This window comes from Streptomyces sp. NPDC026538 (genome assembly GCF_055567535.1).
On sequence record NZ_JBVHQG010000004.1, the window covers coordinates 285,008 to 306,113 of the forward strand.

General features: G+C 67.7%; 18 protein-coding genes. 11 read left to right on the top strand and 7 right to left on the bottom strand.

Translation table 11 applies throughout. The annotated features are described in order from the left end of the window. Both ACZ4N4_RS18360 and ACZ4N4_RS18365 read left to right on the top strand, forming a co-directional pair. Positions 1 to 456, top strand: coding sequence for a winged helix-turn-helix transcriptional regulator (locus ACZ4N4_RS18360; RefSeq protein WP_467589736.1), 456 nt, complete (start codon positions 1 to 3; stop codon positions 454 to 456). Between the two features lie 254 nt (positions 457 to 710). Beyond that, complete coding sequence (locus ACZ4N4_RS18365) at positions 711 to 1,376, top strand: nitroreductase (RefSeq protein WP_467589738.1); 666 nt, start codon at positions 711 to 713, stop codon at positions 1,374 to 1,376. Between the two features lie 129 nt (positions 1,377 to 1,505). Here the strand turns inward: ACZ4N4_RS18365 and ACZ4N4_RS18370 are convergent, their stop codons facing one another. From ACZ4N4_RS18370 to ACZ4N4_RS18380, 3 genes are read right to left on the bottom strand one after another with little or no spacing between them, the layout of a single operon-like run. Further along, a complete protein-coding gene (locus ACZ4N4_RS18370; RefSeq protein ID WP_453378020.1) occupies positions 1,506 to 2,300 on the bottom strand; it encodes a ferritin-like domain-containing protein in 795 nt (264 codons plus the stop codon). Next, complete coding sequence (locus tag ACZ4N4_RS18375) at positions 2,300 to 4,615, bottom strand: HAD-IB family hydrolase (protein WP_467589742.1); 2,316 nt, start codon at positions 4,613 to 4,615, stop codon at positions 2,300 to 2,302. The genes ACZ4N4_RS18370 and ACZ4N4_RS18375 overlap by 1 nt, the downstream gene beginning before the upstream one ends. Then, on the bottom strand, positions 4,612 to 5,439 hold the full coding sequence (locus ACZ4N4_RS18380) for a hypothetical protein (RefSeq protein ID WP_467589745.1): 828 nt from the start codon (positions 5,437 to 5,439) through the stop codon (positions 4,612 to 4,614). The genes ACZ4N4_RS18375 and ACZ4N4_RS18380 overlap by 4 nt, the downstream gene beginning before the upstream one ends. 365 nt (positions 5,440 to 5,804) lie before the next feature. Between ACZ4N4_RS18380 and ACZ4N4_RS18385 the strand changes: the two genes are divergently transcribed. The 8 genes from ACZ4N4_RS18385 (at position 5,805) to ACZ4N4_RS18420 (ending at position 14,390) form a co-directional block, all read left to right on the top strand. After that, positions 5,805 to 6,617, top strand: coding sequence for an SDR family NAD(P)-dependent oxidoreductase (locus ACZ4N4_RS18385; RefSeq protein WP_467589748.1), 813 nt, complete (start codon positions 5,805 to 5,807; stop codon positions 6,615 to 6,617). 135 nt (positions 6,618 to 6,752) lie between these two features. Then, positions 6,753 to 7,379, top strand: coding sequence for a lysophospholipid acyltransferase family protein (locus ACZ4N4_RS18390; protein WP_453378023.1), 627 nt, complete (start codon positions 6,753 to 6,755; stop codon positions 7,377 to 7,379). Beyond that, complete coding sequence (locus tag ACZ4N4_RS18395) at positions 7,376 to 9,076, top strand: FAD-binding oxidoreductase (protein ID WP_467589751.1); 1,701 nt, start codon at positions 7,376 to 7,378, stop codon at positions 9,074 to 9,076. The genes ACZ4N4_RS18390 and ACZ4N4_RS18395 overlap by 4 nt, the downstream gene beginning before the upstream one ends. A gap of 130 nt (positions 9,077 to 9,206) precedes the next feature. Continuing rightward, entirely contained in the window at positions 9,207 to 9,536 is a 330-nt protein-coding gene (locus ACZ4N4_RS18400; protein ID WP_467589754.1) for a WhiB family transcriptional regulator, read from the top strand. 157 nt (positions 9,537 to 9,693) lie between these two features. After that, on the top strand, positions 9,694 to 11,319 hold the full coding sequence (gene qcrB, locus ACZ4N4_RS18405; protein WP_467589757.1) for a cytochrome bc1 complex cytochrome b subunit: 1,626 nt from the start codon (positions 9,694 to 9,696) through the stop codon (positions 11,317 to 11,319). Positions 11,320 to 11,448: 129 nt separating this feature from the next. After that, complete coding sequence (locus tag ACZ4N4_RS18410; protein WP_467589760.1) at positions 11,449 to 12,075, top strand: HAD family hydrolase; 627 nt, start codon at positions 11,449 to 11,451, stop codon at positions 12,073 to 12,075. A 335-nt stretch (positions 12,076 to 12,410) separates the two neighbouring features. Continuing rightward, positions 12,411 to 13,031, top strand: coding sequence for a DUF5134 domain-containing protein (locus ACZ4N4_RS18415; protein WP_467589763.1), 621 nt, complete (start codon positions 12,411 to 12,413; stop codon positions 13,029 to 13,031). 153 nt (positions 13,032 to 13,184) lie between these two features. Continuing rightward, entirely contained in the window at positions 13,185 to 14,390 is a 1,206-nt protein-coding gene (locus ACZ4N4_RS18420) for an acyl-CoA dehydrogenase family protein (protein WP_467589766.1), read from the top strand. A 236-nt stretch (positions 14,391 to 14,626) separates the two neighbouring features. Here ACZ4N4_RS18420 and ACZ4N4_RS18425 read toward each other — a convergent pair whose 3' ends face one another. The 3 genes from ACZ4N4_RS18425 to ACZ4N4_RS18435 all read right to left on the bottom strand — a co-directional run bounded on the left by ACZ4N4_RS18425 (position 14,627) and on the right by ACZ4N4_RS18435 (position 19,096). Then, positions 14,627 to 17,479, bottom strand: coding sequence for a helix-turn-helix transcriptional regulator (locus ACZ4N4_RS18425; protein ID WP_467589768.1), 2,853 nt, complete (start codon positions 17,477 to 17,479; stop codon positions 14,627 to 14,629). 184 nt (positions 17,480 to 17,663) lie between these two features. Beyond that, complete coding sequence (locus ACZ4N4_RS18430; protein WP_467590634.1) at positions 17,664 to 18,035, bottom strand: cupin domain-containing protein; 372 nt, start codon at positions 18,033 to 18,035, stop codon at positions 17,664 to 17,666. A gap of 644 nt (positions 18,036 to 18,679) precedes the next feature. Further along, the gene (locus tag ACZ4N4_RS18435; protein ID WP_467589770.1) at positions 18,680 to 19,096 is read right to left on the bottom strand and encodes a hypothetical protein; all 417 of its coding nucleotides are present in this window, start codon (positions 19,094 to 19,096) and stop codon (positions 18,680 to 18,682) included. A 54-nt stretch (positions 19,097 to 19,150) separates the two neighbouring features. On the opposite strand from ACZ4N4_RS18435, the gene ACZ4N4_RS18440 reads away from it, so the two are divergent. Continuing rightward, the gene (locus ACZ4N4_RS18440) at positions 19,151 to 19,369 is read left to right on the top strand and encodes a SpoIIE family protein phosphatase (RefSeq protein ID WP_467589773.1); all 219 of its coding nucleotides are present in this window, start codon (positions 19,151 to 19,153) and stop codon (positions 19,367 to 19,369) included. Between the two features lie 158 nt (positions 19,370 to 19,527). On the opposite strand, the gene ACZ4N4_RS18445 is transcribed toward ACZ4N4_RS18440, so the two are convergent. Then, on the bottom strand, positions 19,528 to 20,463 hold the full coding sequence (locus ACZ4N4_RS18445) for an RNA polymerase sigma-70 factor (RefSeq protein WP_467590636.1): 936 nt from the start codon (positions 20,461 to 20,463) through the stop codon (positions 19,528 to 19,530). Between the last annotated feature and the right edge of the window lie 643 nt (positions 20,464 to 21,106).

Sequence of the window (21,106 nt, forward strand, 5' to 3'; positions counted from 1 at the left end):
GTGCGCAATCAGGCCCTGACCGTCAGCAACTTCGGCACAGTACGGATACCCACCATGCCTACCCCACAACACCCTCAGCCGGCACGCCGGACCGCGCATCCACAGTCGGGCGATGACTCTCCGGCCATCGCTCGGGCCTTCACCCTGCTCAGCAGGCGCTGGAACGGCCTGATCCTCATGGCTCTGGCCAAAGGCCCGTCGGACTTCGCACAGATTCGCGAGCGCCTCCCCGGCATCAGCAACCGCATGCTCGCCCAGCGGCTCCAGGAACTGACCGCGATCGACCTGGTCGCCCAGGACGTCCGGCCCGAGCTGTCATCGCGAACCCGTTACGCACTCTCTCCACACGGCAACGCCTTCCTCATCCCCCTGGCCATTCTGTTCCTGTGGGCGGAAGACCACCTTCCGGCAAGCAGCTCACCGGCATCTGATCAACCGGCCGCACCAGGCCCCTGACCTCCTCCTATTCCGCGCGGGCAGGAGGAGTTGCAGCCGGACACATGCCTCGGCGGTGGGGCGACAGCCGCCAGGATGACCGCTCGCCACGACCACTGCACCACTTTTCGCGATGCAAATGCTTCCGCACGGCCGGCCGCACTGGGCAGAAACCGTCATTTACTGCAATGTTTGCAATTTTGCGCATAGTCTTACGTCCGGCGGTCTTGTGACCTGACAGGGGGCACGTAGAGCAGACGAGGGAGACGGTGAACGTGGACGTCTACGAGGCGGTCACAAGCCGACGAGCGGTACGTGGATTCATCGACCGGCCCGTCCCGAGAGAGGTACTGGAGCGGGCGCTCTCCGCTGCGGCTTGGGCACCGTCCGGGTCGAACCTCCAGCCCTGGCGCGTCTACGTGCTGACCGGCCGCCCGCTGGCCGAACTCAAGGAGCTCGCCGGCCGGCGCGTGACCGCGTGCGATCCCTGGGACGAGCGGGAATACGAGATGTACCCGGCGACACTGAAGTCCCCGTACCGCGAGCGCCGGTCCGCCTTCGGTGCGGAGCGCTACAGCGCACTCGGTATCGCTCACGAGGACTGGGAGGCGCGTCAGAGGGCCGCCTCGGCGAACTGGGATTGCTTCGGCGCGCCCGCCGCCCTGTTCTGCTACGTCGACCGAGGCCTGGGCCGGCCCCAGTGGTCCGACGTGGGCATGTATCTGCAGACCGTGATGCTGCTGCTCCGCGCCGAAGGCCTGCACAGCTGCCCGCAGATGGCGTGGTCGGTCTATCGCAAGACCGTCGCGCAGGTCCTGTCACCCCCGGCCGACCTCATCCTCTTCTGCGGCATGTCGATCGGGTTCGAGGACACCGCAGTGCCCTACACCCGTACAGGCCGAGCACCGCTCGACGAGACGGTCACATTTGTCGATGAATAGTCAGCGGTACCTGTGAGAACGCCGTTCGGACATCCATGAAGCGTTCCTCGAACTCACCTGCTGCCTCATCACCCACCGACAACTCGGCTCATTGTGCCAGCCGTTGTCACTGCGGCTCTGGCATCGGCATCAGGCAGCGATCCCGCGCTTGTCCATGGCGTCCTCGACTATGCGCAGGCCGTCCATGCCCGGCAGCTTCGCGATGTGCGAGTCGATGTCGCGGATGAGTTTGCGGCCCTCGGGGCCCGCGAAGAGGTGAGTCATGACGTGCGTGACCTCGGTCTCGGGCATCACGCCAGAGCCGACCGGGCCCCAGGCGTTCTCGAGCGCCAGCCGGGCGACCACGCGGGCCTTCCTGCTTGCCGCGAGCCGGTCACGCGCCTGCGACGCGTAGAACGCGACGTGCTTCGTCTCCTGCTGTGCGATCCGCTTCAGCAGGGGTACCAGCACCGGGTGGCTCTCCAGCGCAGCGAGCCGGTGGTACGCCGCCGTCGCCGACCACTCGTTCGCCGCTCCCCACGCCATGTGCACGGCGACGAAGTCGTTTCCGACCAGCCGACCGATCACTGTCTGCTTCACCGTGCCCAGGCGGTCCTTCCAGCCGAGCTTCAGACGGGTCGCCTTGAGCTCGTCGAAGTCGACTCGGAGGCCGTGGCGCTCCAGCACCGCCGCGAGTGCTTCGCCGTGCCAGAACTCCTCACGGTTCCACATCGTCATGAAAGCGCCCACCGCGGGCTCGTCGTGGGACGGGGTCGTCAGCAGATCACGCAGGTAGCACACTGTGTGGTATTCGATGTCACACATGTAGCGCAGCGTGCGCAACGTCTCCTCGGACAGTGGGCTGCGCTCGAACTCGTCGAAGTCGAGGTCGGCCCACTGCACGCCGGTGGAGTTCTTCGTGTACTTGTCTATGTCGAAAGCCATCAGTCGCCCTTCTCGTCGGTGCGTGTCGGAATCGTCGCCCGTGCCGCGAGGACTTCGCGGCGCACACCCGAACCGCCCCTCTTCCAGCGGTAGATGTTCCAGTTCCTCTTGTGCGACTCGCGCGCCAGTCCGGCGTCGGGGTTGATCGCCGAGGGCTTGCCCAGCAGCGACAGCCACGGCAGGTCGGAGTGGCTGTCGCCGTAACCGTAGGACGCAGCGAGGTCGTAGCCGCCCTCCTCGGCGTACCGCTGAAGCCAGGCGGCCCTCGCCTCGTCCACGAGCGGCGGCTTCGCCAGGTAGCCGGTGAGCACACCGTCCCGCACGTGCATGGAGCTGCCGACGACCTCGTCGAACAGGTCGGCGAGCGGAGCGGCGAGCAGGCCGACGGAGCCGGTGACCAGGATGGTGCGGTGACCCGCCGCACGGTGCTCGCGGATGCGCGCCAGGGCGTCCGCGCTCGTGTGCCGCAGCATCGTGTCGGCGTACCCGCGCTGTACGACCTCCTCAAGACGGGCGATGGACATGCCGCGGTAGCGGCGCAGGAACGCGCGGATGAACTCGCCGCGGTCACGTCTCTCGGCGCGGAGGTAGCCGGGCAGTGCGGCCAGCAGGTCCACGGCCTCCTTCGGCCAGGCCGCCTTGCGGAATCCCGCGGTGCGCACCCAGAGGTACTGCTCGACGATGTTGGAGTCGACGACGGTCCGTTCGAGGTCGAAGACCGCGAGTACGTCGGTACGCCGCGGCAGTTCGCGTTTCGCGCGGGCGTTCGCCGGCCGGGCGGCCCCGGTCTTGCGACGACGGTAGGCCGCCGTCAGCTCGCTGATGGCGGGGAGGTGCACCTTCTGCAGGTACTCCTCCCAGTCGATCCGCTCCACATCGAAGCCACGGTCCTCGCGCACCTCGGCCGGGAGGGCGTTGTTCAGCGCCCGGGTGTTGCGGTCGTCGAAGACGATCTCCGTCTGCGCATACGCGCGGTAGAGGTCGGTGAAGTTGCCGAGGGTGGCGATGCCGGCGCGCAGTTTGGCGTTCTCGGTCGCGAGAGCGCGCTTGCGCTCGTCGTTCGGCATCAGCCGCAGAGCGGCGTCCCAGAGGTCGGCCTTCTTCTTCGCCAGCCGAAGGCCTCGGTTGAACTTGCGCTCGCCCGAGAACTTCCAGGCCGGTACTTCGACGAATCCGTCGCCCTTGGGCAGCGGGTGCTGGGTGTAGTAGTCGCGTACGTTCTCGTACATGCGGTGGAAAGGCAGCGGATTCGACGCGCCCGAGGCGATGTGGAAGTACCTTGGCTCGTCGACGGGGGTCGGGTTGGCCGCCGCGGCGAGGATGGCGTTGACGACGAAGTCGACGGGTATGACGTCGAGGATCGAGTCGGGCAGCCCCGGGAAGTCGGGCAACTGGCCGCGGCCGTAGGCGAAGATCAGTGGATCGGCGACCTTGAAGCCATCGATCCAGCCGGGGAACGGATGCTGGAGCGCGCTCTCGATGATCGCGGGCCGGACCACCGAAAGCCGGTGTCCGGCCTCGCCCCAGAGGTCTTCCGCGGCACGTTCGGCGAGCGCCTTCGTCAGGGTGTAGACGTCGGTCCACCCCAGACTCTGCGCGCGCCGCCGGCCGGCTGCCACGAGCTGGGAACGCACCCACTCGCGCCGCGCGTTCTCGCTCGCGCGGGCCGCCGCGATCGGCCCCTCCTTCCCGTGGCTGCCGCGGGCTCGGGACATGAACTGCTCGAGCATCGCCGGCTCCCGCGAGGTGAGTTCGGTCCGCTCGTGGGTCCGTGTCGCCAAGGTCCACTCGGTGTGCCAGAGGACATCGTGTTCGAGCTTGGCCTCGGGCACCACACCGCGACGGAGCCCTCCGACGTAGCAGGTGGACACGTGGACGACGTGCGGGTCGGATCCGGAGGCGAGCAAGGCCTCGTAGAGGCTGACGGCGCCGTTGACGTTCGTGTCGAACGCCTCGTGGATGGGCGGGTCGAACGAGACGGTCGACGCCGAGTGGATGACGACGTCAAGGTGGGAGGGGAGCTCGGGGATGCAGGTCATGCTGCCGTCGAGCACCGTGATCCGGGCACGGACGATGCGCTCGGCCTCCTCGGCGCCCACAGCATCCCGCCAGCGCTCGAACACGGGTTTGCGCAGAAGCTGCCGGAGCCGGTCCTGCCCGGTCTGGCTGCCCTTCCCGCGCACGAGGAGTGAGATGTGGGTGGCGGGGTGGTCGGTGAGCAGCCGCTCAAGCACGGCCTGCCCGACGAAACCGGTCGCGCCGGTCAGCAGGACGTGCGCGTCGCCGAGTTCGGTCTTCGCGTTCTGCGATGTCACGGAAGGAGCCTCGATTCCACGGTTGATGCGACACCGGGGCGGATGCCGGGGAGCGCGGCGACCATCCCGCGGATACGGCGCGCCTCGGCTCGTCCGCTCCGGTCGCCGAAGACATGTTGTTCGAAGAAGGTGCGCTCGTGCCCGGAGCGACCGACCGAGCCGAGCGGCCAGGCGGCGTGCCGGAGGGCGCGGCGGGTGATGCGCTGGGCGCGGGCCGAGCCCTGGAGCCGGCGCTCCGCCTCCTCGGAGAGGAAGCGGATGTGGCGATGCTTGATCTCCACCACGGGGTCGATGACCGACGCCATGGCGGAGGACACGCCGGCCAGACGCCGGTAGGCCGTCTGCGTGATCCATTCGTCCACGAGGGCCGTCGTCACGTGTTCGGCGACGATCTGTGTACCGGTGATGTTGGCGACGAGGGAACGACGGATCGGGCCACGGCGTTCGCGGCGCTCCGCCAGTACCCACCGCGCCGGCCCGGCGCTCGAAGGGAGGTCGCGGGCGGCGGGAGAAGCTTCCAGGACGGCGTCGAGGGCATCGGCTATCCAGAACCTCTCGAACATCCATGTGGTGAGGAACGCGGTGACACGGGCGTCCTTGTGTGTCGCCGTGACGAGGAGGTCGCGCACGCGGTGCAGCGTCGCGCGTTCCATGTCGCGCAGCGCGCGAAGGAGCCGGACGGATTCGGCATCGAGCGGCTCTTCGGCGAGCGACCGGAGGTCGAGCGCTCCGCGGTGGCTGCCGTGTGCCGTACGGGCGAACTCACGCACGTCGAAGCCCGCTGTCTCGGGCCGCGCGGTCGTCGTCTCGTTGTTCGAGTACATGTACAGGCTTTCTGGGGCGGGAGCAGGGGAAACGCTGCAGAAACCCCGGAGCATGCGAGAAGCCGTCGGGGGTCGTCAGGTGAGACCGGGCAACCGGCACATGTGTGACACGTGACCTGGCTCCGTGTGGTGGCCTGCAAGTACGGCCGCGTTCACCGGACCTTGCTGCGCACCGCTCACCTCCGCCATGTGCGGAAGCTCGTGTCACAAGACGGCTGCGTGCCCGGTCTAACCCAATGAGCCGAGAAACGAAAGGTGTGTCATGCGCGAGGACCCGGCCATCTGGTGTTGTACGACCGTGGCAAATCCCCTGGGTCGGCTCGTCGGACGTCGAACACGGAAGCCTTGTGGATCTTCAAGTTCCCATGCAGAAGTTGGTTGCTGACCAGTTGGCTCGTACACGGGTCGCACTTGTCACCGGTGCCACGTCGGGTATCGGAGCGGCGTTCGCGCGCGCTCTGGCAGACCGCGGATGGAACCTTGTTCTGGTGGCGCGCGACAGGGAGCGGCTCGGCCGGACGGCGGCCGAGCTCGAGTCCCGGGGCCGTGCTGTCGAGGTGCTCCCCGCCGACCTGTCCGATCGCGCCGCCGTCGAGCGGGTCGCCGCCCGGCTGGAGGACCCCGCCCGCCCCGTGGACATGCTCGTGAACAACGCCGGTTTCGGCGTGCACGCACCGATGACCTCGGCCGACACCGCTCCGCACGACCGGGCGATCGAGGTCATGGGGCGCGCGGTGCTGGTGCTCGCCGGTGCCGCCGGGCGGGCCATGCGCGAACGCGGGCACGGTGCGATCGTCAATGTGTCGAGCACGGCCGGCTTCGTCACGATGGGGAGCTATTCGGCCGTCAAGGCCTTCGTGACCTCGCTCTCCGAGGGGCTGGCGAACGAGCTCCATGGAACGGGCGTCACCGTGACGGCGCTCTGTCCGGGCTGGGTCCGCACGGAATTCCACACACGGGCCGGAATCCGGTCGTCGAGCATTCCGGACTTCCTCTGGCTCGACGCCCGGCGACTCGTCGAGACGAGTCTGCGCGACGTGCGCCGCGGACGGGTGATCTCCGTGCCGAGCCTCCGGTACCGGTTGCTCATCTGGTTCACACGCCATCTTCCACGCCGCACAGTGCGGTGGATCTCGCGACGGATCTCGTCCAGCCGCAACGACAGTCTCACTCACTGAAGGAATCAGTGCGGGCGAGCCCGCACGGGAAGGAAGCGGATGCCTGCGACGATACGCAGCCGTTTCACGTCACGCTCCCACGCTGCGGCGCGTTTCATCGCACAGCGCGGGCTGTTGAAGCCCCTCGTCTGGAGCATGACCAGCGTCACGGTGCTCGGGCGCGAGCGCCTGGCGAACGTCGAGGACTCGTATGTAGTCGTCGCCAATCACACCTCGCACCTCGACACCCCGCTCATCATGGGAGCGCTGCCCCGCCGATTGGCGCGCTACCTCGCGGTGGGAGCGGCCGCCGACTACTTCTTCGACGTGTGGCGGCGGCGCGGCCTCACGGCCCTCTTCTTCAACGCCTTCCCGGTCGACCGCACCGGAGTGAACGCGCGCGGAGTGAGCGCCAAGGCTTTGCTGAACCGGGGAGTGCCGCTCCTGATTTTTCCCGAGGGGACCCGCTCGCGCGACGGGTCGCTCGGGGCGTTCAAGCCGGGGGCGGCGGCACTCGCCTCGTCGGCCGAGGTGCCAGTACTCCCCGTCGCGGTCATCGGCGCGCATGCGGCGCATCCTCGCGGGTCGAATTGGCCGAAACCGGGCCGTCTGCCGGTCGGAGTTGTCTTCGGCGAACCGCTCACCGCTTTTCCCGGGGAGTTGAGGAGCGAGTTCACCGAACGCATCCGCTCGGCGATCCTCACTCTCACCGAGGAGAACTCAGACCGCATCCTCGGCGTCAGTGCGACCTCACGTCGTATACCTGAAGGAGACCGCTCGTGACCGAAACCACCGTCCGCACCGACGCGATGCGCACCGACGATGTGAAACACATGAAGTGGTGGGGCTGGGGCGTGGAAGGTGTCGGATTCCGACACGAGGACAAACCTGGTTTCGCGCCGTTCGTGCAGAAGGCCGTCGGTCTCGATCTCTGGGCGGGCGGGCGCACCGAACGGCCCGACTTCTCGCAGTTGAAGGTGCCGGCCTCGACGGCGCCCGAGGAGTTCGTCGCGGTTCTGAGCGGCATCGTCGGAGCCGGGAACACAGTTGTCGACGACCTGTCCCGGGTCGTCCACACCTACGGCAAGAGCCTGCGTGACCTGGTCCGCATCCGAGCCGGCGAGATAGCACGCAGCCCCGATGTGATCGTCTACCCGGCCGACGAGGAGGAGGTGCAAAGTGTCGTCGCCGCGGCCGTCCGGGCGGACGCCGTGATCATCCCCTTTGGGGGCGGCAGCAACATCGCGGGCAGCCTCGAGCCGCACATGGACGAGTCCCGGGTGGTCGTCTCACTCGACCTCGGCCGCCTCAACCAGGTGCTGGAGATCGACCCCGACTCCGGCCTGGCGCGCGTCCAGGCCGGGGCACTGGGCCCTGATCTCGAGTCTCAACTCAATCGGGACGGCTGGACGATGGGGCACTTCCCCGACTCGTTCAACCACTCGACGCTCGGCGGGTGGGTCGCCACGCGCTCGTCCGGCATGCAGTCCGACAAGTACGGCGACATCGCGGACATCGTCAAGGGGCTGCGTGTCGTGCGGGCCGGGGGGGTACTCGTGATCCGGGCCGTTCCGAGCGCGTCGACGGGGCCGAGCGTGCGGGAGATGGTGGTGGGCTCCGAGGGGCGGCTCGGCGTCATCACCGAGGTCACCGTGCAGGTGCACCGGCTCCCCGAGAAGCGGGCCATCCACGCCTACTTCTTCAAGAATCTCGACCACGGCCTCGCGGCGATGCAGGAGATCGCCGAGAGCGACGTCTCGCCCTCGGTCACCCGTATCTCGGACGCGCATGAGACGGCCTTCTCCCTGGCGACGAGCAAGGAGTCGAAGGGGGTTCAGAAGAAGGCACAGGCCGGACTCATGGCGTATCTCAAGAGGCGTGGCTGGAACCTCGACGAGATGTGCCTCTCCTTCATAGGCTTCGAGGGTGACGAGGCACACGTGAAGCGGCAGAAGTCGCTCGTCGGCCGGATCGTGCGCAAGCATCACGGCATCGGCGTCGGCAAGGGACCCGGTGCGCTCTACGACCAGAAGAAGTTCGACACGCCGTACATCCGCGACTTCCTGCTCGACCGCGGTGCCGCCGGCGACGTGAGCGAAACCGCCGGTCCGTGGTCGAAGCTTCGTGGCATCCACGAAGCGGTCTACGCGGCGGCCGAAGGCGCCTACGAGAAGATCGGCCACACCGGCTGGACCATGTCGCACATGTCGCACTCGTACCACTCTGGAGCCTGCCTCTATTTCACTTTCGCCTTCGTGTTCGGTGACGACCCGCTGGGTGAGTACGACACCGTCAAGCGCGCGATCCAGCAGGCGTTCGTCGACGCCGGCGGCACGATCTCGCACCACCACGGGGTGGGCCTGGAGCACGCGCCCTGGCTGGAGGAGGACATCTCGACGGAGGGTGTCGCCATCATGTCGGGCCTGTTCGGCGCCGCCGACCCGGGCGGCAACTTCAACCCGCGCAAGATCGTGGTCTGAGCGCGGCAGCCGATGGCCCACCCGGCCGAGGGGGCCGTCGGCTCGTGGGCGAAGTCGTCCTCCTTGCCCTTCAGGCCCCACGGCCGCAGCGCCGGCGTTCCCGCGACGAATCCTGGAGGTTTTCTTTGTCATGGCTGCAGAACGAGGCGACCACGCAACGCATTGGCGCGAACGGGGGGCTTGCCTGCACATCGACCCCGATCTGTTCTTCCCCATAGGCAACGGCGGCCTGACGCACATTCAGATCGCCGAGGCCAAGGCCGTCTGCCGTCGTTGCCCGGTCATGGAGCAGTGTCTCGACTGGGCCATGGGCGTCGAGCAGGTGGAAGGCATCTGGGGTGGAAAGACCGAGAGCGAACGCCGTCTGATGAGGCGGCGTGACAGCGCTGAGCACCACCTTGGGGTCATGCGTGTCACATCCACGCCTCATGCCCGGTCATATGGGTGGAAGCAGTCATGAGCCTGCTCGCCCAAGGAGTGCAGACTCGGCGCCCCGCTGTCTCGGTTCTGCTCACCGCGGGCGACCAGCCTGCCGTATCCATTTCCAGCCGGCAGTAAGACAGGCTCATGACATCAAACCGTCCCTTTCGGGCCGGATGAGGAATGGTTTCAGGGGCATGGGTGATCAGAGCCAGAAAGATGAAGCAGGCGAAGGAGGCGGCGGGGAGCGGATTGCCCGTTGGGCGGATGGGCGCCTGGGCCCGTACGGCCTGATCCGGGCCAAAGCACGCAGGGTTTTCCCGGACCACTGGTCCTTCTTGTTGGGTGAGATCTGTCTCTACAGTTTCATCGTCATCATCGTGACAGGGGTCTATTTGACCCTGTACTTCCATCCGTCAATGAAAGAGGTGCAGTACAACGGCAGTTACATGCCGTTGCGGGGGCAGACGGTGTCGGAGGCGTTCAACTCGACCATGCACCTCTCCTTCGACGTCCGGGGCGGACTGCTGATCCGACAGGCCCATCACTGGGCAGCCCTGGTGTTCATCGGGGCCATGCTCGTCCACATGCTGCGCGTGTTCTTCACCGGCGCCTTCCGCAAGCCCCGTGAATTCCAGTGGCTGTTCGGGTTCCTGCTGCTGGTCCTCGGGATGTTCGGAGGGTTGACCGGATACGACCTTCCGGATGACCTTCTCTCCGGAACCGGGCTCGCCGTCGTGAACGGGACGATCCTTTCCATACCGATCGTCGGAACCTACCTTTCGATGTTTCTCTTCGGAGGCGAGTTCCCGGGCGGTGAACTGGTGGCGCGCTTCAACACAGTCCACGTCCTGATCATCCCTGCCATCATGGTGGGACTGCTCGTGGCCCATCTGATCCTGCTGCTCCTCCACAAACACACGCAGTATCCGGGCCCCGGACGGAACAACAAGAACGTGGTGGGCCTGCCGCCCAAGGTGCGGGCGTTGAAGTCCGCGGGCTTCTTCTTCCTGGTCACCGGTGTCATCTTCGCCATCGCGGCACTCGTGCAGATCAATCCCATCTGGCTTTACGGCCCCTACCGCGTCGACCAGGTCTCGGCCGGATCGCAGCCCGACTGGTACATGGGCGTGGCGGACGGACTGCTGCGAGTCATGCCCGGCTGGGAAATCGACTTCTGGGGCCACACCCTGGCACTGGACAACCTGATTCCGCTGGTGGCAGGGGTCGGCCTCTTCCTGGCCATAGCCGCGTACCCGTTCATCGAGCCCTGGCTGACCGGGGACGATCGTGAGCAACACCTTCTCGACAGACCGCGCAACCGCCCCGTGCGAACAGCACTCGGTGTCGCCTGGATCAGCTTCTATCTGGTGTCGCTCATCGGCGCGGCGAACGACATCATCGCCACCCGGTTCCATGTCTCGGTCGAATCAGTGACGTGGACGGTCCGCATCGGCCTCTTCGTCGCGCCTGCCGCAGCCTACGCCGTGGCGAAGCGGTGTGCCCTCGGTCTGCAACGCAGAGACCGCGACAAGGTGCTGCACGGCCGCGAGACAGGTGTCGTAAAGCGTTTGCCGCACGGCGAGTTCGTCGAGGTGCACGAGCCTCTCGACCAGGCGGAACTCCACCTTCTTACCCAGCATGAGCAATACACTCCGATCGCACCCGGCGCGAACGGCAACGCGGAGAGCCCGGATGCCGGCGCCCGCCTTGCCCGCCGCCTGCGTGTCAGGTTCAGCCGCACCCTCTACGGCGAAGGCTCGCAGATCCCCAAGCCGACCACGCAGGAGTACCAGGAGATCTCCCATGAGCACCTGACCTGACAGTGCATGTGGCAGGGAAGGGTGCATGTCCAGCAAGACGCGGCCGAGTGCGTCACGTCCTCCGCCTCTCCACGGTCTATTCGACAACACGAGTCAACCAGACGGTGTGGGAGAGAGGTTCGGAAGACAGTGCCGAGAACATGTCTCATAGTCGACTACGGCGGTGTGCTCACGACGTCGCTCGATGATGCGGTGCGTGGCTTCGAAGCCCGTGAAGGCCTTTCCGAAGGAGCGGTGGAGCGCACCTGGTATCGGGACCCGGCGATGGTCGCGCTCACTCACGACCTCGAACGCGGCAGGGCCACTCAGTTCGATTGGAACCGTCACCTGGGCCGGGCGCTGGGCATCGACAGCGCCGGCCTGCTGGGCCGGATCTTCGCGGATTCCCGTCTCGACGAATCCATGGTGTCGGTGCTGGAGAGGGCCCGCGCCTCCGGACTGAAGACCGGTCTGCTGTCCAACAGCATGGGCTTGGCGCCATGGAACATGTATCGAGGGTTCGATGTCGACGCGGCCTTCGACGCGACGCTCATCTCGGGGCAGTACGGACTGCGCAAACCGGAGCCGGCTGCGTATGAGCTCATCCTCAAGATGCTCGATGTGCCCGGCGAGGAATGCGTCTTCGTCGATGACAACGCGGTGAACCTGCCGCCCGCCGAGGCTCTGGGAATGGCCACTGTCCTGCATCGCAGGGCAGAACGCTCCACGAGGCGACTCGCGGAACTGCTGGGCGTCGCTCTCGGGCCGAATCCGTGAGTCTGGAGGCTGATGCCTCGCTCCCCACGGCATCCCCCGAAGAACGGACGCAGTCCCCTGTGTCACAGATCCGCTGTGTGCTCGGTCATCGCAGCAGAACGTGCAGGGACCCGGGCGTGGGTACACACGACCGGCCGAGGGCATGTCTGTCCGGAGATACTCCGGGTCGCGATGTATGTCTGTTTCAAGACGCAGTGGATCTACGGAGGTGCGACGCGGTGTCGGGCAAGGATGCAGCGCACGGTCATGGTGAGCAGTCCCCGTCGGAGGGGGGAGACATCACCGAGCAGTTCCGACACGGATCCTGACCGCTCCGTGGGAGGGTGCGATTCGGCATGAGCGCCGCTGAAGTTGTCCACTACCTGCTGACGGCCCTGTTCGCAGCGGCCGCTGTGCGCGCGCTGCGGCAGGGTGTCCTGACACGGACTCGTCTTTGCCGCAGCCGCGTCGACCATCTGCTGCACGCCGCCATGGCCCTGGCCATGGCAGTGATGCCGTGGAGCTGGGGCGCCCTGCCGGAGCTGCCGCAGTCGGTCTTCTTCGCCGCCGCCGCACTGTGGTTCCCGCTCACCGCCGTCAAGTGCGGCCAGGAGAGACAGCTGTCGGCAACCGCCAGGAGACTGCCCTACGCGGTCGGCATGGCGGCGATGACCTGGATGTCGTACCGCGCGGCGGGCCATGCGCACCAGACCATGGCCGAGGGCGTACCGACGGCACACCAGGCCGTGCACCTCAGCCACTTCACGGGTGAGTCGAAGGCCGACAACATCGTCACAGGAGTGTTGGCGCTGTACCTCCTCACATGTTCTCTCCGCTCGTTGACCCGTGACATGCCCACACTGCGCGCAACGACCGAAACTGCCGACAACCCGACCAGCCTCACGATCGTTTGCAACCGTTTCTGGGACGGAGCGACAGCCATGGGAACGGCGGTCATGCTGCTGATGCCCCACTGACTCCTCGCCGGAACCCCTCTCAGCCGGACGGACCGTGTGCCGGTAGCCGTCACAACCGCAGTGGCCCGTCGGTCAACTGGTGGACCGGGCACCGGATTCCCGTCACGCCGCCCTCTTGGGACAGCCCCATGGCCGACGCCAAAGGAGAATGACATGACCACCGCTCCCCCTGCACCGCCGTCCGACCTGCTGGGCGCCGACTTCTACCTCTACGAGGCACTCCTCCAGGACGACGAACGCAAGATACTGCGCAAGGCCCGCGCCTTCCTGCGTGACGAAATAAAGCCGATGGTCAACGGGTACTGGGACAAAGGCGAGTTCCCCATGGAACTGATCGAGAAGTTCCGCGGGAGCGGGCTGACCGCCCTGTCCTACGAGGGTTACGGTGAACACCTGCCCGCCGCCAGCCATCTGCTCGGCGGCATGCTGGCGATGGAGATGAGTCGTGTCGACGCCTCGGTCGCCACCTTCTTCGGCGTCCACAACGGACTCAGCTTCTACTCCATCTACACCGGCGGCGACCAGGAGCAGCGGAAGAGATGGCTGCCCGCCATGGCCTCGATGGAGAAGATCGGCGCTTTCGCCATGACCGAGCCGCAGGGCGGCTCCGACGTCTCCGGTGGCATGCGCACCACCGCCAAGCTCCAGGGCGACACCTGGGTCCTCAACGGCGCCAAGAGGTGGATCGGCAACGCGACCTTCGCCGACCACGTCGTGGTGTGGGCGCGGGACGTGGACGACAACCAGGTCAAGGGCTTCGTCGTCGAGAAGGGCACCCCCGGCTTCGTGCCGGTGAAGATCGAGGGCAAGATCGCGCTGCGGATCGTACAGAACGCCGAGATCACCCTGACCGACGTCCGCGTGCCGGAGGCGAACCGCCTCCAGAACATCAACTCCTTCAGAGACGTCGCGGAGATCCTGCGCTTCACGCGCAGCGGGGTCGCCTGGCAGGCCCTGGGTGTCATGATCGGTGCCTATGAGCTCGCACTCGCCTACGCCAAGGAGCGTCAGCAGTTCGGGCGTCCGATCGCCAGGTTCCAGATGGTGCAGGACCTGCTGGTGAGGAGCCTGGGCGACATCACCGCCTCCTGGGGCATGCTGGTACAGCTCGCCCGGCTGCAGGACCAGGGCATCTTCCGCGATGACCACTCGGCGCTGGCCAAGGGGTTCACCACGTCAAGGATGCGGGAGGTCGTCGCGTTCAGCCGCGAGATCTTCGGTGGCAACGGCATCGTCCTCGACTACGACGTCGCACGGTTCTTCGCCGACGCCGAAGCTCTCTACTCCTACGAGGGCACCCGCCAGATGCAGACCCTCATCGTCGGCAAGTCCATCACCGGGCAGAGCGCCTTCGTGTGAACCGTGCCGCTCCCTCCGAGGCAGCTGAGGAAACGGCGCCTTGCCCGAAGCGCCTTACCCGAAGGCGAAGTTCGCAGAGCTGGGGCCCGGCGTTCGCCGGGATGCGCCGGCCGCGGGTCCGGTTCGCGGACGCGGAGCAGGATCGCGAAGGCCCCGGAGTCGGCGGTGCTCGTCGTACGCGCATCCTCATCGGCCTGGCCTTCGGCGTTGCAGGCGTTCCCAGGTCTGGGAACCGCTCACTCGGCTCCGTCGGCGATATCGCCCCGTTCGACGGCCAGCCGGGTCAGTTCGACGCGGGTGTTGATGCCGAGCTTGGTGAAGATGTGCCTCATATGGGTGTTGACGGTGTGCACGGACACGTAAAGTCGGTCGGCGATCGCCCGGTTGGTCAGGCCGTCCACGACGAGCGGGATAAGTTTCCGCTCGGATTCGGTCAGACTCGCCCACCCCTGGGAGCTGATCGTGTCCTGCCGCGGGGCGCCCGCGCGCACGCCGAGCTGCCGCAGACGCCGCCTGATCCGTTCGTGATCGCGCACCGCTCCCGAGGCCGACGCCAGCTGACCCGCTTCTTCGAAGTACGGGATCGCCTGCGCCGTATCGACTGATGTGGCCAGGAGCTCGCCGAGGTCCTCGCATGCCGCGGCCAGAGCCAGTCGCCTGCCGGTGCTCCGGTACCCGGTGATGGCGGACGTGAGTGCACCGGGGTCGCTGTGGAGCAGGCCGTCCACATGGGCGCGGACGGCCACGATGATCTTCTGGCTGTCGTCCCGGTCGGTCAGGGTGCGCAGTGCGCCGGACACCGCCTGCGCGACCGACGGCTGCGCGCCGCGCAGCGCGATACGCACGATTCCGGGCCAGTGGGACGGCGGAAGGGCGAGCAGCCGCGTCGGCTCACTGTCTTCGAAGCTGCCCGTGAGTGCCGTTGCCGCTGCCTCGTCCCGGCCCTCCGCGTCCGCCAGGCAGGCGCGGGCGAGAGACACCCACAGTCCGTACCGCTGCGCGTTCGTGCCGGAGCCGGCTTCGGCGGCCCGGAGATGGCTCCTCGCCTTGGCAAGGTCACCGCGCCTGATCTCCACCAGTGCCAGCACGGAGCGGGCCTGCGGATTCGGCTGGGTGATCTCGAGTTCGTCCGCCACCGCCAGACTGGCCTCGGCCTCCACGGCCGCGTCGTCAAGCGCGCCCTGTTCGAGCAGGGCGCAGGCACGGCGAGCGTGCCAGTGGGGCAGTGACCAGCCGAGGCCCAGCGCCTCCGCTTCGTGCTGTCCCTCACGCAGAACCCTCTCGGTGTCCGCGAGCCGGTCGGTGGTGGTCAGTACCGTGGCCAGCCACAGCGCCGGAATTCTCGGGGGCCGCAGGTAGGGCACAGTGGGCTCGGTGCAGGCGCGTGCGGTGGCTGCCTCGGCAAGCTCCAGAGCTCGGGCCAAGCACCCACGGTAGAAGAACGTCTGCGACTGGAACACCATGACGCTGACGACGACGGCCGGATCGTGGCTCCGGTAGGAAGCCGCGACCAGGCCGGTGTCCGTCTGCTCGGCAGCGGTGATGTTTCCGAGGTACACGTGGCCCGTCGCCTGCGTCTTGAGCAGCAGGACACGCAGGCCGGACGGCAGCGCGGGGAGGTCCAGAGCCTGCTGCAGGTGGGTCATGGCGGCGGCGTCATCGCCCGCGGCCTGGTGTATTTCGGCGGCCACCAGGCGCAGGTTCGCCTCCTGCGGCGGCTCCAGACCGTCCGACAGGGCGGCGTCGACCAGGTCGAGCGCCTCGTGGACCCTGCGGGTCCGGCCGAGGTACTCGGCGGCGTCGGTCAGCAGACCGACACGACGCCGGTCGCGCCGGGGCAGCAGGCCGGCGACCCGCTGAGCGAGGTCCGCGGCCGCGTCGGGTGCCGTCGACGACAGATCCCGTACGGCGGTGTGCAGCCTGGTCACGGCGTCGTCGTCGACCGGGCCGCCCGCCATGACGACATGCCAGGCCACCTCCGCCGACCCTCCCCCGGTGGCGCGCAGACTCTCGGCGGTCTCCCGGTGCAGAGCGGTCCGTACGGCCGGCGGCAGGTTCTCGTGGACGGCCTGCCTCAGGAGGTCGTGGCGGAAGGCGAGTCGCGGACCGTCCGCCGAGAGCAGTCCGCCGTTCAGGGCGGCCTCCACGCCTGCCAGCAAGCTGCCGGGCTGCCTGCCGAGCATGCGGGCGGCCGTGCCGAAGTCGAATTCGCGGCCGAGGACGGAGCCGATCTGGAGCAGGCGTACGGCGTCCTCCGGGAGCTGCTCCAGACGTGCCGCGACACTCTGCCGGAAGCCCACGGGGATGTCGCGGTACAGGCGGCCGGCCGCGCCCGCCTCTGCTTCGACGGCATCCGTGTCAGGAAAAGAGCGCACCAGTTCGATCGCCAGGAACGGATTGCCCGCGACGCCTCGCAGCATCCTGGCCAGACCGGGCGAGGGCTTCGCCCCCAGCGCGTCGGCCGCGATGTTCTCCAGTTCCTGCTGTGGCAGAGGGCCAAGGGTCAGCCATCGGGCTCCGAGGCGTTCGAGGTCCTCCCGTACCCTGGCCACGGTCGGCCGCTCGGTCTCCGACCGTACCGCCAGCACCCACAGGATCCGCGAGGCGGCCAGTCGCCCGGGCAGCGTGCGCAGCGCGAAGAGCGTGGCCGGATCTGCCCATTGCGTATCGTCAACGAGCACGAGGACCGGCGCGCGCTGAGCCCGCTCCTCCAGAGCGTCCGCGATGCTGTCCAGCAGCCAGAGCCGCTGGTCGTTCACGGCTGCGGCGGCGCGGGCGGAACCGTCGGAGGCCTGCAGGGCGGACTGCAGGGCGGCTCCCGCGGCGTACTGCTCGAACTCGTCGGCCCGTACGGAGACCACATCGAACCCGCAGCGCCGCGCCCGCTCGTCCAGCTCCGCGAGCAGCCGGCTCTTGCCGACGCCGGGCACGCCTTCCACGACGACGCAGGCGCCCCGTCCGCCACGCACTGCCACCAGAGCTTCGCGGACAGCCGCGATCTCACGGTCCCGTCCCCTCAGGCTCAGCCCGGTCCCAGCCTGGTTGCCGCGCCCGGGGCCCAGGTCGCCCGTGGGGTCTGTGCTGCGCATGGGGCAAGCATGCATCAGGCCATATATGCCCTCAACGTCGGTCCCCCTGTGTGATCGGCGCCTGCACCTGGGTTACTGCGGGTTGCTCGCCGGCCACCGATCGACGGCCGCAAGGTGCGGGGAACGAACCCGGGTCACGGAGTCGACGGGCTCCGTCCGGAACCGGCCGGCGTGAGCCGGCAGGTCAGCCGGTGGGGCGCGGGGCGCGCAGATGGGCCCGCCGCGTCAACTCCTGCTCCTCGACGAGGGTGAGCATCGGCTGACCCGGCGCGCACATCATGAACACGATGTACTTGGCCGGCGCGTCCGACGAGGCGTTGCCGTTCTGATAGTGGATCACGTCCCCGCCCGGCTCCCAGAACGTCTCACCGGCCTTGATCACGCGTTCCGGCTCACCCTCGAGCTCCCACCGGACCGCTCCTTCCAGAACGTAGCCGAAACACGGCCCCGAGTGGCGGTGCGGAGGAGTCCCAGGGTGACCGGGAGCCCAGTCGACGAGGACAGTCATTCCCGAAGCACCCTCGGGAACGAAGGGCGGCTTGACGTCCGCGAGCATTCTGGGGCCGAACGTCGACTCGCTGTCCTGTTCTGCGGTCTCGTTCGCCGAGTCCTGTGCCGACACTGCTGCACCTCCGTGGGCCTGCCCAAAACGGATGGTCCGGCACCGCGCGTGGGCCGATGTGCCGCATCTGCGGCGGGCCGTGCGCCTGCGGCCTCACGCACAGAGTTCCAAGACCACCTTGCCTCCTGTCCGCGGCCCTCACAAACCAGGAGCCCGCGGCATGGAGAGCACACATCGCACGGAAATCGCACGGAAGGCGATCCGCCGCTCGTCGCTCCTGGAACGCGGGTGGACACCGGCCGGCGCGCTACCTGGGCACGGGACCGCCTCCTGGGCCGACGCCGGGGCCTGCGGGCGACGCGGAGGCGAGTACGGGTCGCTCCTCGGGCCTGGGTGGCACCCCGGGAACCGGAGCGGGTGCTGATGCGGGGGCCAGATCTTCTTCGGCCCAGACCACCTTGCCACCCGATACGGAGCGGAAGCCCCATCTGCGGGACAGCTGGGCGACCAGGAAGAGGCCGCGGCCGTTCTCGTCATGGGTGCGTGCGCTGAGATCACATCGAACCAGTCACCCCCGACACCGTGATCCATGTCGGCGGGGAGGTAACGAGACGCCGTCTCGACCGCCGCGCCGCCCTTCAGACGGTGCGGAAGCAGGTACCCGGAGCGGTGTCCAGTACCGGCTCGAGGTGGGGCCTGCCGGAGCTCAGGACATCGGTGAAGGGCGAGGCGGGCGGCCAGGGCACCACCTCACCGTGCACCCATGGGGACTCCGGTACCCCATGCCGAACCGAGGCCAGGCCGGCGCGCCTGAAAACAGGGAGGCGCTCGCCCGTGAACCCGACGTCGACCGGGGGCCCTTCTCCGCCGGGGACCGACTGTTCGAGGTCGACGGCGACGTAGTCGGCGAGCAGAGGCACGGCCAGATCGGCCAGGTCCTGGCTGGTCTGCATCACGTCCAGGCTGCTGCCGAGGCGGGTGCTGCCCTCGCTGAGTATGGCCAGCCGATCGCGCGCCCGCCGGCTTTCGGTGACGTCGACGCTGATGAGGCACACCCCCAGCACCAGTCCGTCCCAGACACGGACTATCCCTCCACCGAGATCTCGCTGATGCCCGGCACCATCGTCGCCCTGTACACCGACGGACTCGTCGAAACTCCCGGAGTCGACCTGGACGACGCCATGTCCGGGCTCGCCGCCCAGCTCGCCCAGGCCCGTTTCCAGCCGATGGACCGGCTCGCCACGGCCCTGATCGACCACGCACGGCGAACCGCACCCATGACGGACGACATCGCCTTGCTGCTCATCGGGCTCGCCACCACCGGGTAGAGCGGAGTCCTACAGACGTGTGCAGCAGCCGATCCGTACCCCGTCAACCTGGCGTGATCGGAACGCCTCCCTGGTGCGCCGGACCCGGCCTCCGGTCAGGGCGACGGCGGTGAATTCCGAACGGCCGGAGCCCGGTTGAGGAATCCGGGGAACGTGGCTCACCCATCGGCCGACGCAGGACCGGGAACAGTTGCGCAGCGGGCGCGGGAGCCCAGAAATGCGGCGATCTTGCTCGGGTTGAACACCCACATCACCCTGTGAATGCCGTCCCTCGATGCAGCGACCGTCAGGATCGTGGTGGGGGAACCGTCGCGGTACATCATCACGCTCGGACGGCCATTGGCCTGGACCAGCCGTAGGTCCGTGTCCCGCCAGAACCGCGGAGTGGCGGTCGCCAGGTTGGCCACACGCGCACGGCCCACCACAGGTACACGGGCGGCACCTCGGAGACCGTTGCCGTCGGAGAGGCTGACGATGTCAGGGGCGAGGACGGCTTCCAACGAAGCCACATCCCCGCTGCGAGCCGCTGAGACGAAGGCATCCAGCAGGCGTCGATGCTCCACCGTGTCCACACTCACCCGCGGCTCGCCCGACAGACGCTTGCGCGAACGACTCACGATCTGGCGGACGTTGACGACGCTGAGCTGCAGGATCTCGGCAATCTCCGGATAGGAGTAGTCGAACGCCTCACGCAGGACGTACGCGGCCCGCTCCGTGGGACTCAGCTTCTCCAGCACCAGCAACAGGGCCAACTCCAGAGCCTCCGCCCGCTCCGCGCCCACCTCCGGATCCACACTGGTGTCGACGGGCTCAGGCAACCACGGCCCGATGTAGGTCTCCCGACGCACCCTCGCCGACTGCGCCACGTTGATGGCCAAGCGGGCCGTCGCGCTCGACAGGAAGGCCACCGGGCTCACCACCACGGAGCGGTCGGTCTTCTGCCAGCGCAGCCACACCTCCTGGACCACGTCCTCGGCCTCGACCACACTGCCGAGCACACGGTAGGCGATCCCGAAGAGGCGCGCGCGGTGCTGCACGAAGTCAGAAACAGCCTCGTCAAGGTCACTCGTCACAGGGGACGACTCGAGATACATGATCATGTGGTCCTCGTTCCTCCGGATACGGCTGTCGCGTGGCGGGATCACATCGCCACCGCGCGGCGGCAGGTGACTTCGACGAGCCGTCCTGCGACGCGTTGCTCACGGCCGGCGTCGCGCCGTGCGGGAGGCTCCGCGCGGCTTGTTCGGGTGGTGCGGGAAATGTGGACACCAAAAGTCACGACTGGTCCAATCGCAGCTGAACCAGAGATCCGAATCAGCCCCGTTCCTCCGGCCGAACCGGCACATGGGAATGCCGCAGGCTGTAGTCGGAACAGGGGCGGTCAGGCAGAGACATCGCGGTCTCGCCGCCCGCCCCTTGGCTCACATCAGGACTCCGAGCAACAGCTGCACTTCTCTTCAGGGAATGAATACAATCTTCGCCAACCAGGCCAGACTGGGTCGTAGCACCACTTGGACGCATCACACAATCGAGTGATTCGGCCGACCGAGCGGCAGAACCTGCCTCAGGGTGTCGGCATGCGGCCGGCCTCTGCCGAACAATGGCCTCCGGCACAGCCGGCAATTGACCATGGCGCCGAAGCGCTTCTTGCTCCCGCAACGACCAGCCGGCCGGCCTGGGCGTGCCCCGGCTGACTGATGCTCCGGGCACCGCCCCCGGCTCATGACCGCCTCATGG

Coding starts and splice junctions, on each gene's coding strand:
- ACZ4N4_RS18380 (WP_467589745.1), bottom strand. CDS start 5,439: ATGTACTCGAACAACGAGACGACGACCGCGCGGCCCGAGACAGCGGGC.
- ACZ4N4_RS18415 (WP_467589763.1), top strand. CDS start 12,411: ATGAGCGCCGCTGAAGTTGTCCACTACCTGCTGACGGCCCTGTTCGCA.
- ACZ4N4_RS18370 (WP_453378020.1), bottom strand. CDS start 2,300: ATGGCTTTCGACATAGACAAGTACACGAAGAACTCCACCGGCGTGCAG.
- ACZ4N4_RS18420 (WP_467589766.1), top strand. CDS start 13,185: ATGACCACCGCTCCCCCTGCACCGCCGTCCGACCTGCTGGGCGCCGAC.
- ACZ4N4_RS18445 (WP_467590636.1), bottom strand. CDS start 20,463: ATGTATCTCGAGTCGTCCCCTGTGACGAGTGACCTTGACGAGGCTGTT.
- ACZ4N4_RS18430 (WP_467590634.1), bottom strand. CDS start 18,035: ATGCTCGCGGACGTCAAGCCGCCCTTCGTTCCCGAGGGTGCTTCGGGA.
- ACZ4N4_RS18425 (WP_467589768.1), bottom strand. CDS start 17,479: ATGCGCAGCACAGACCCCACGGGCGACCTGGGCCCCGGGCGCGGCAAC.
- ACZ4N4_RS18385 (WP_467589748.1), top strand. CDS start 5,805: ATGCAGAAGTTGGTTGCTGACCAGTTGGCTCGTACACGGGTCGCACTT.
- ACZ4N4_RS18440 (WP_467589773.1), top strand. CDS start 19,151: ATGCCCGGCACCATCGTCGCCCTGTACACCGACGGACTCGTCGAAACT.
- qcrB (WP_467589757.1), top strand. CDS start 9,694: ATGGGTGATCAGAGCCAGAAAGATGAAGCAGGCGAAGGAGGCGGCGGG.
- ACZ4N4_RS18400 (WP_467589754.1), top strand. CDS start 9,207: ATGGCTGCAGAACGAGGCGACCACGCAACGCATTGGCGCGAACGGGGG.
- ACZ4N4_RS18390 (WP_453378023.1), top strand. CDS start 6,753: ATGACCAGCGTCACGGTGCTCGGGCGCGAGCGCCTGGCGAACGTCGAG.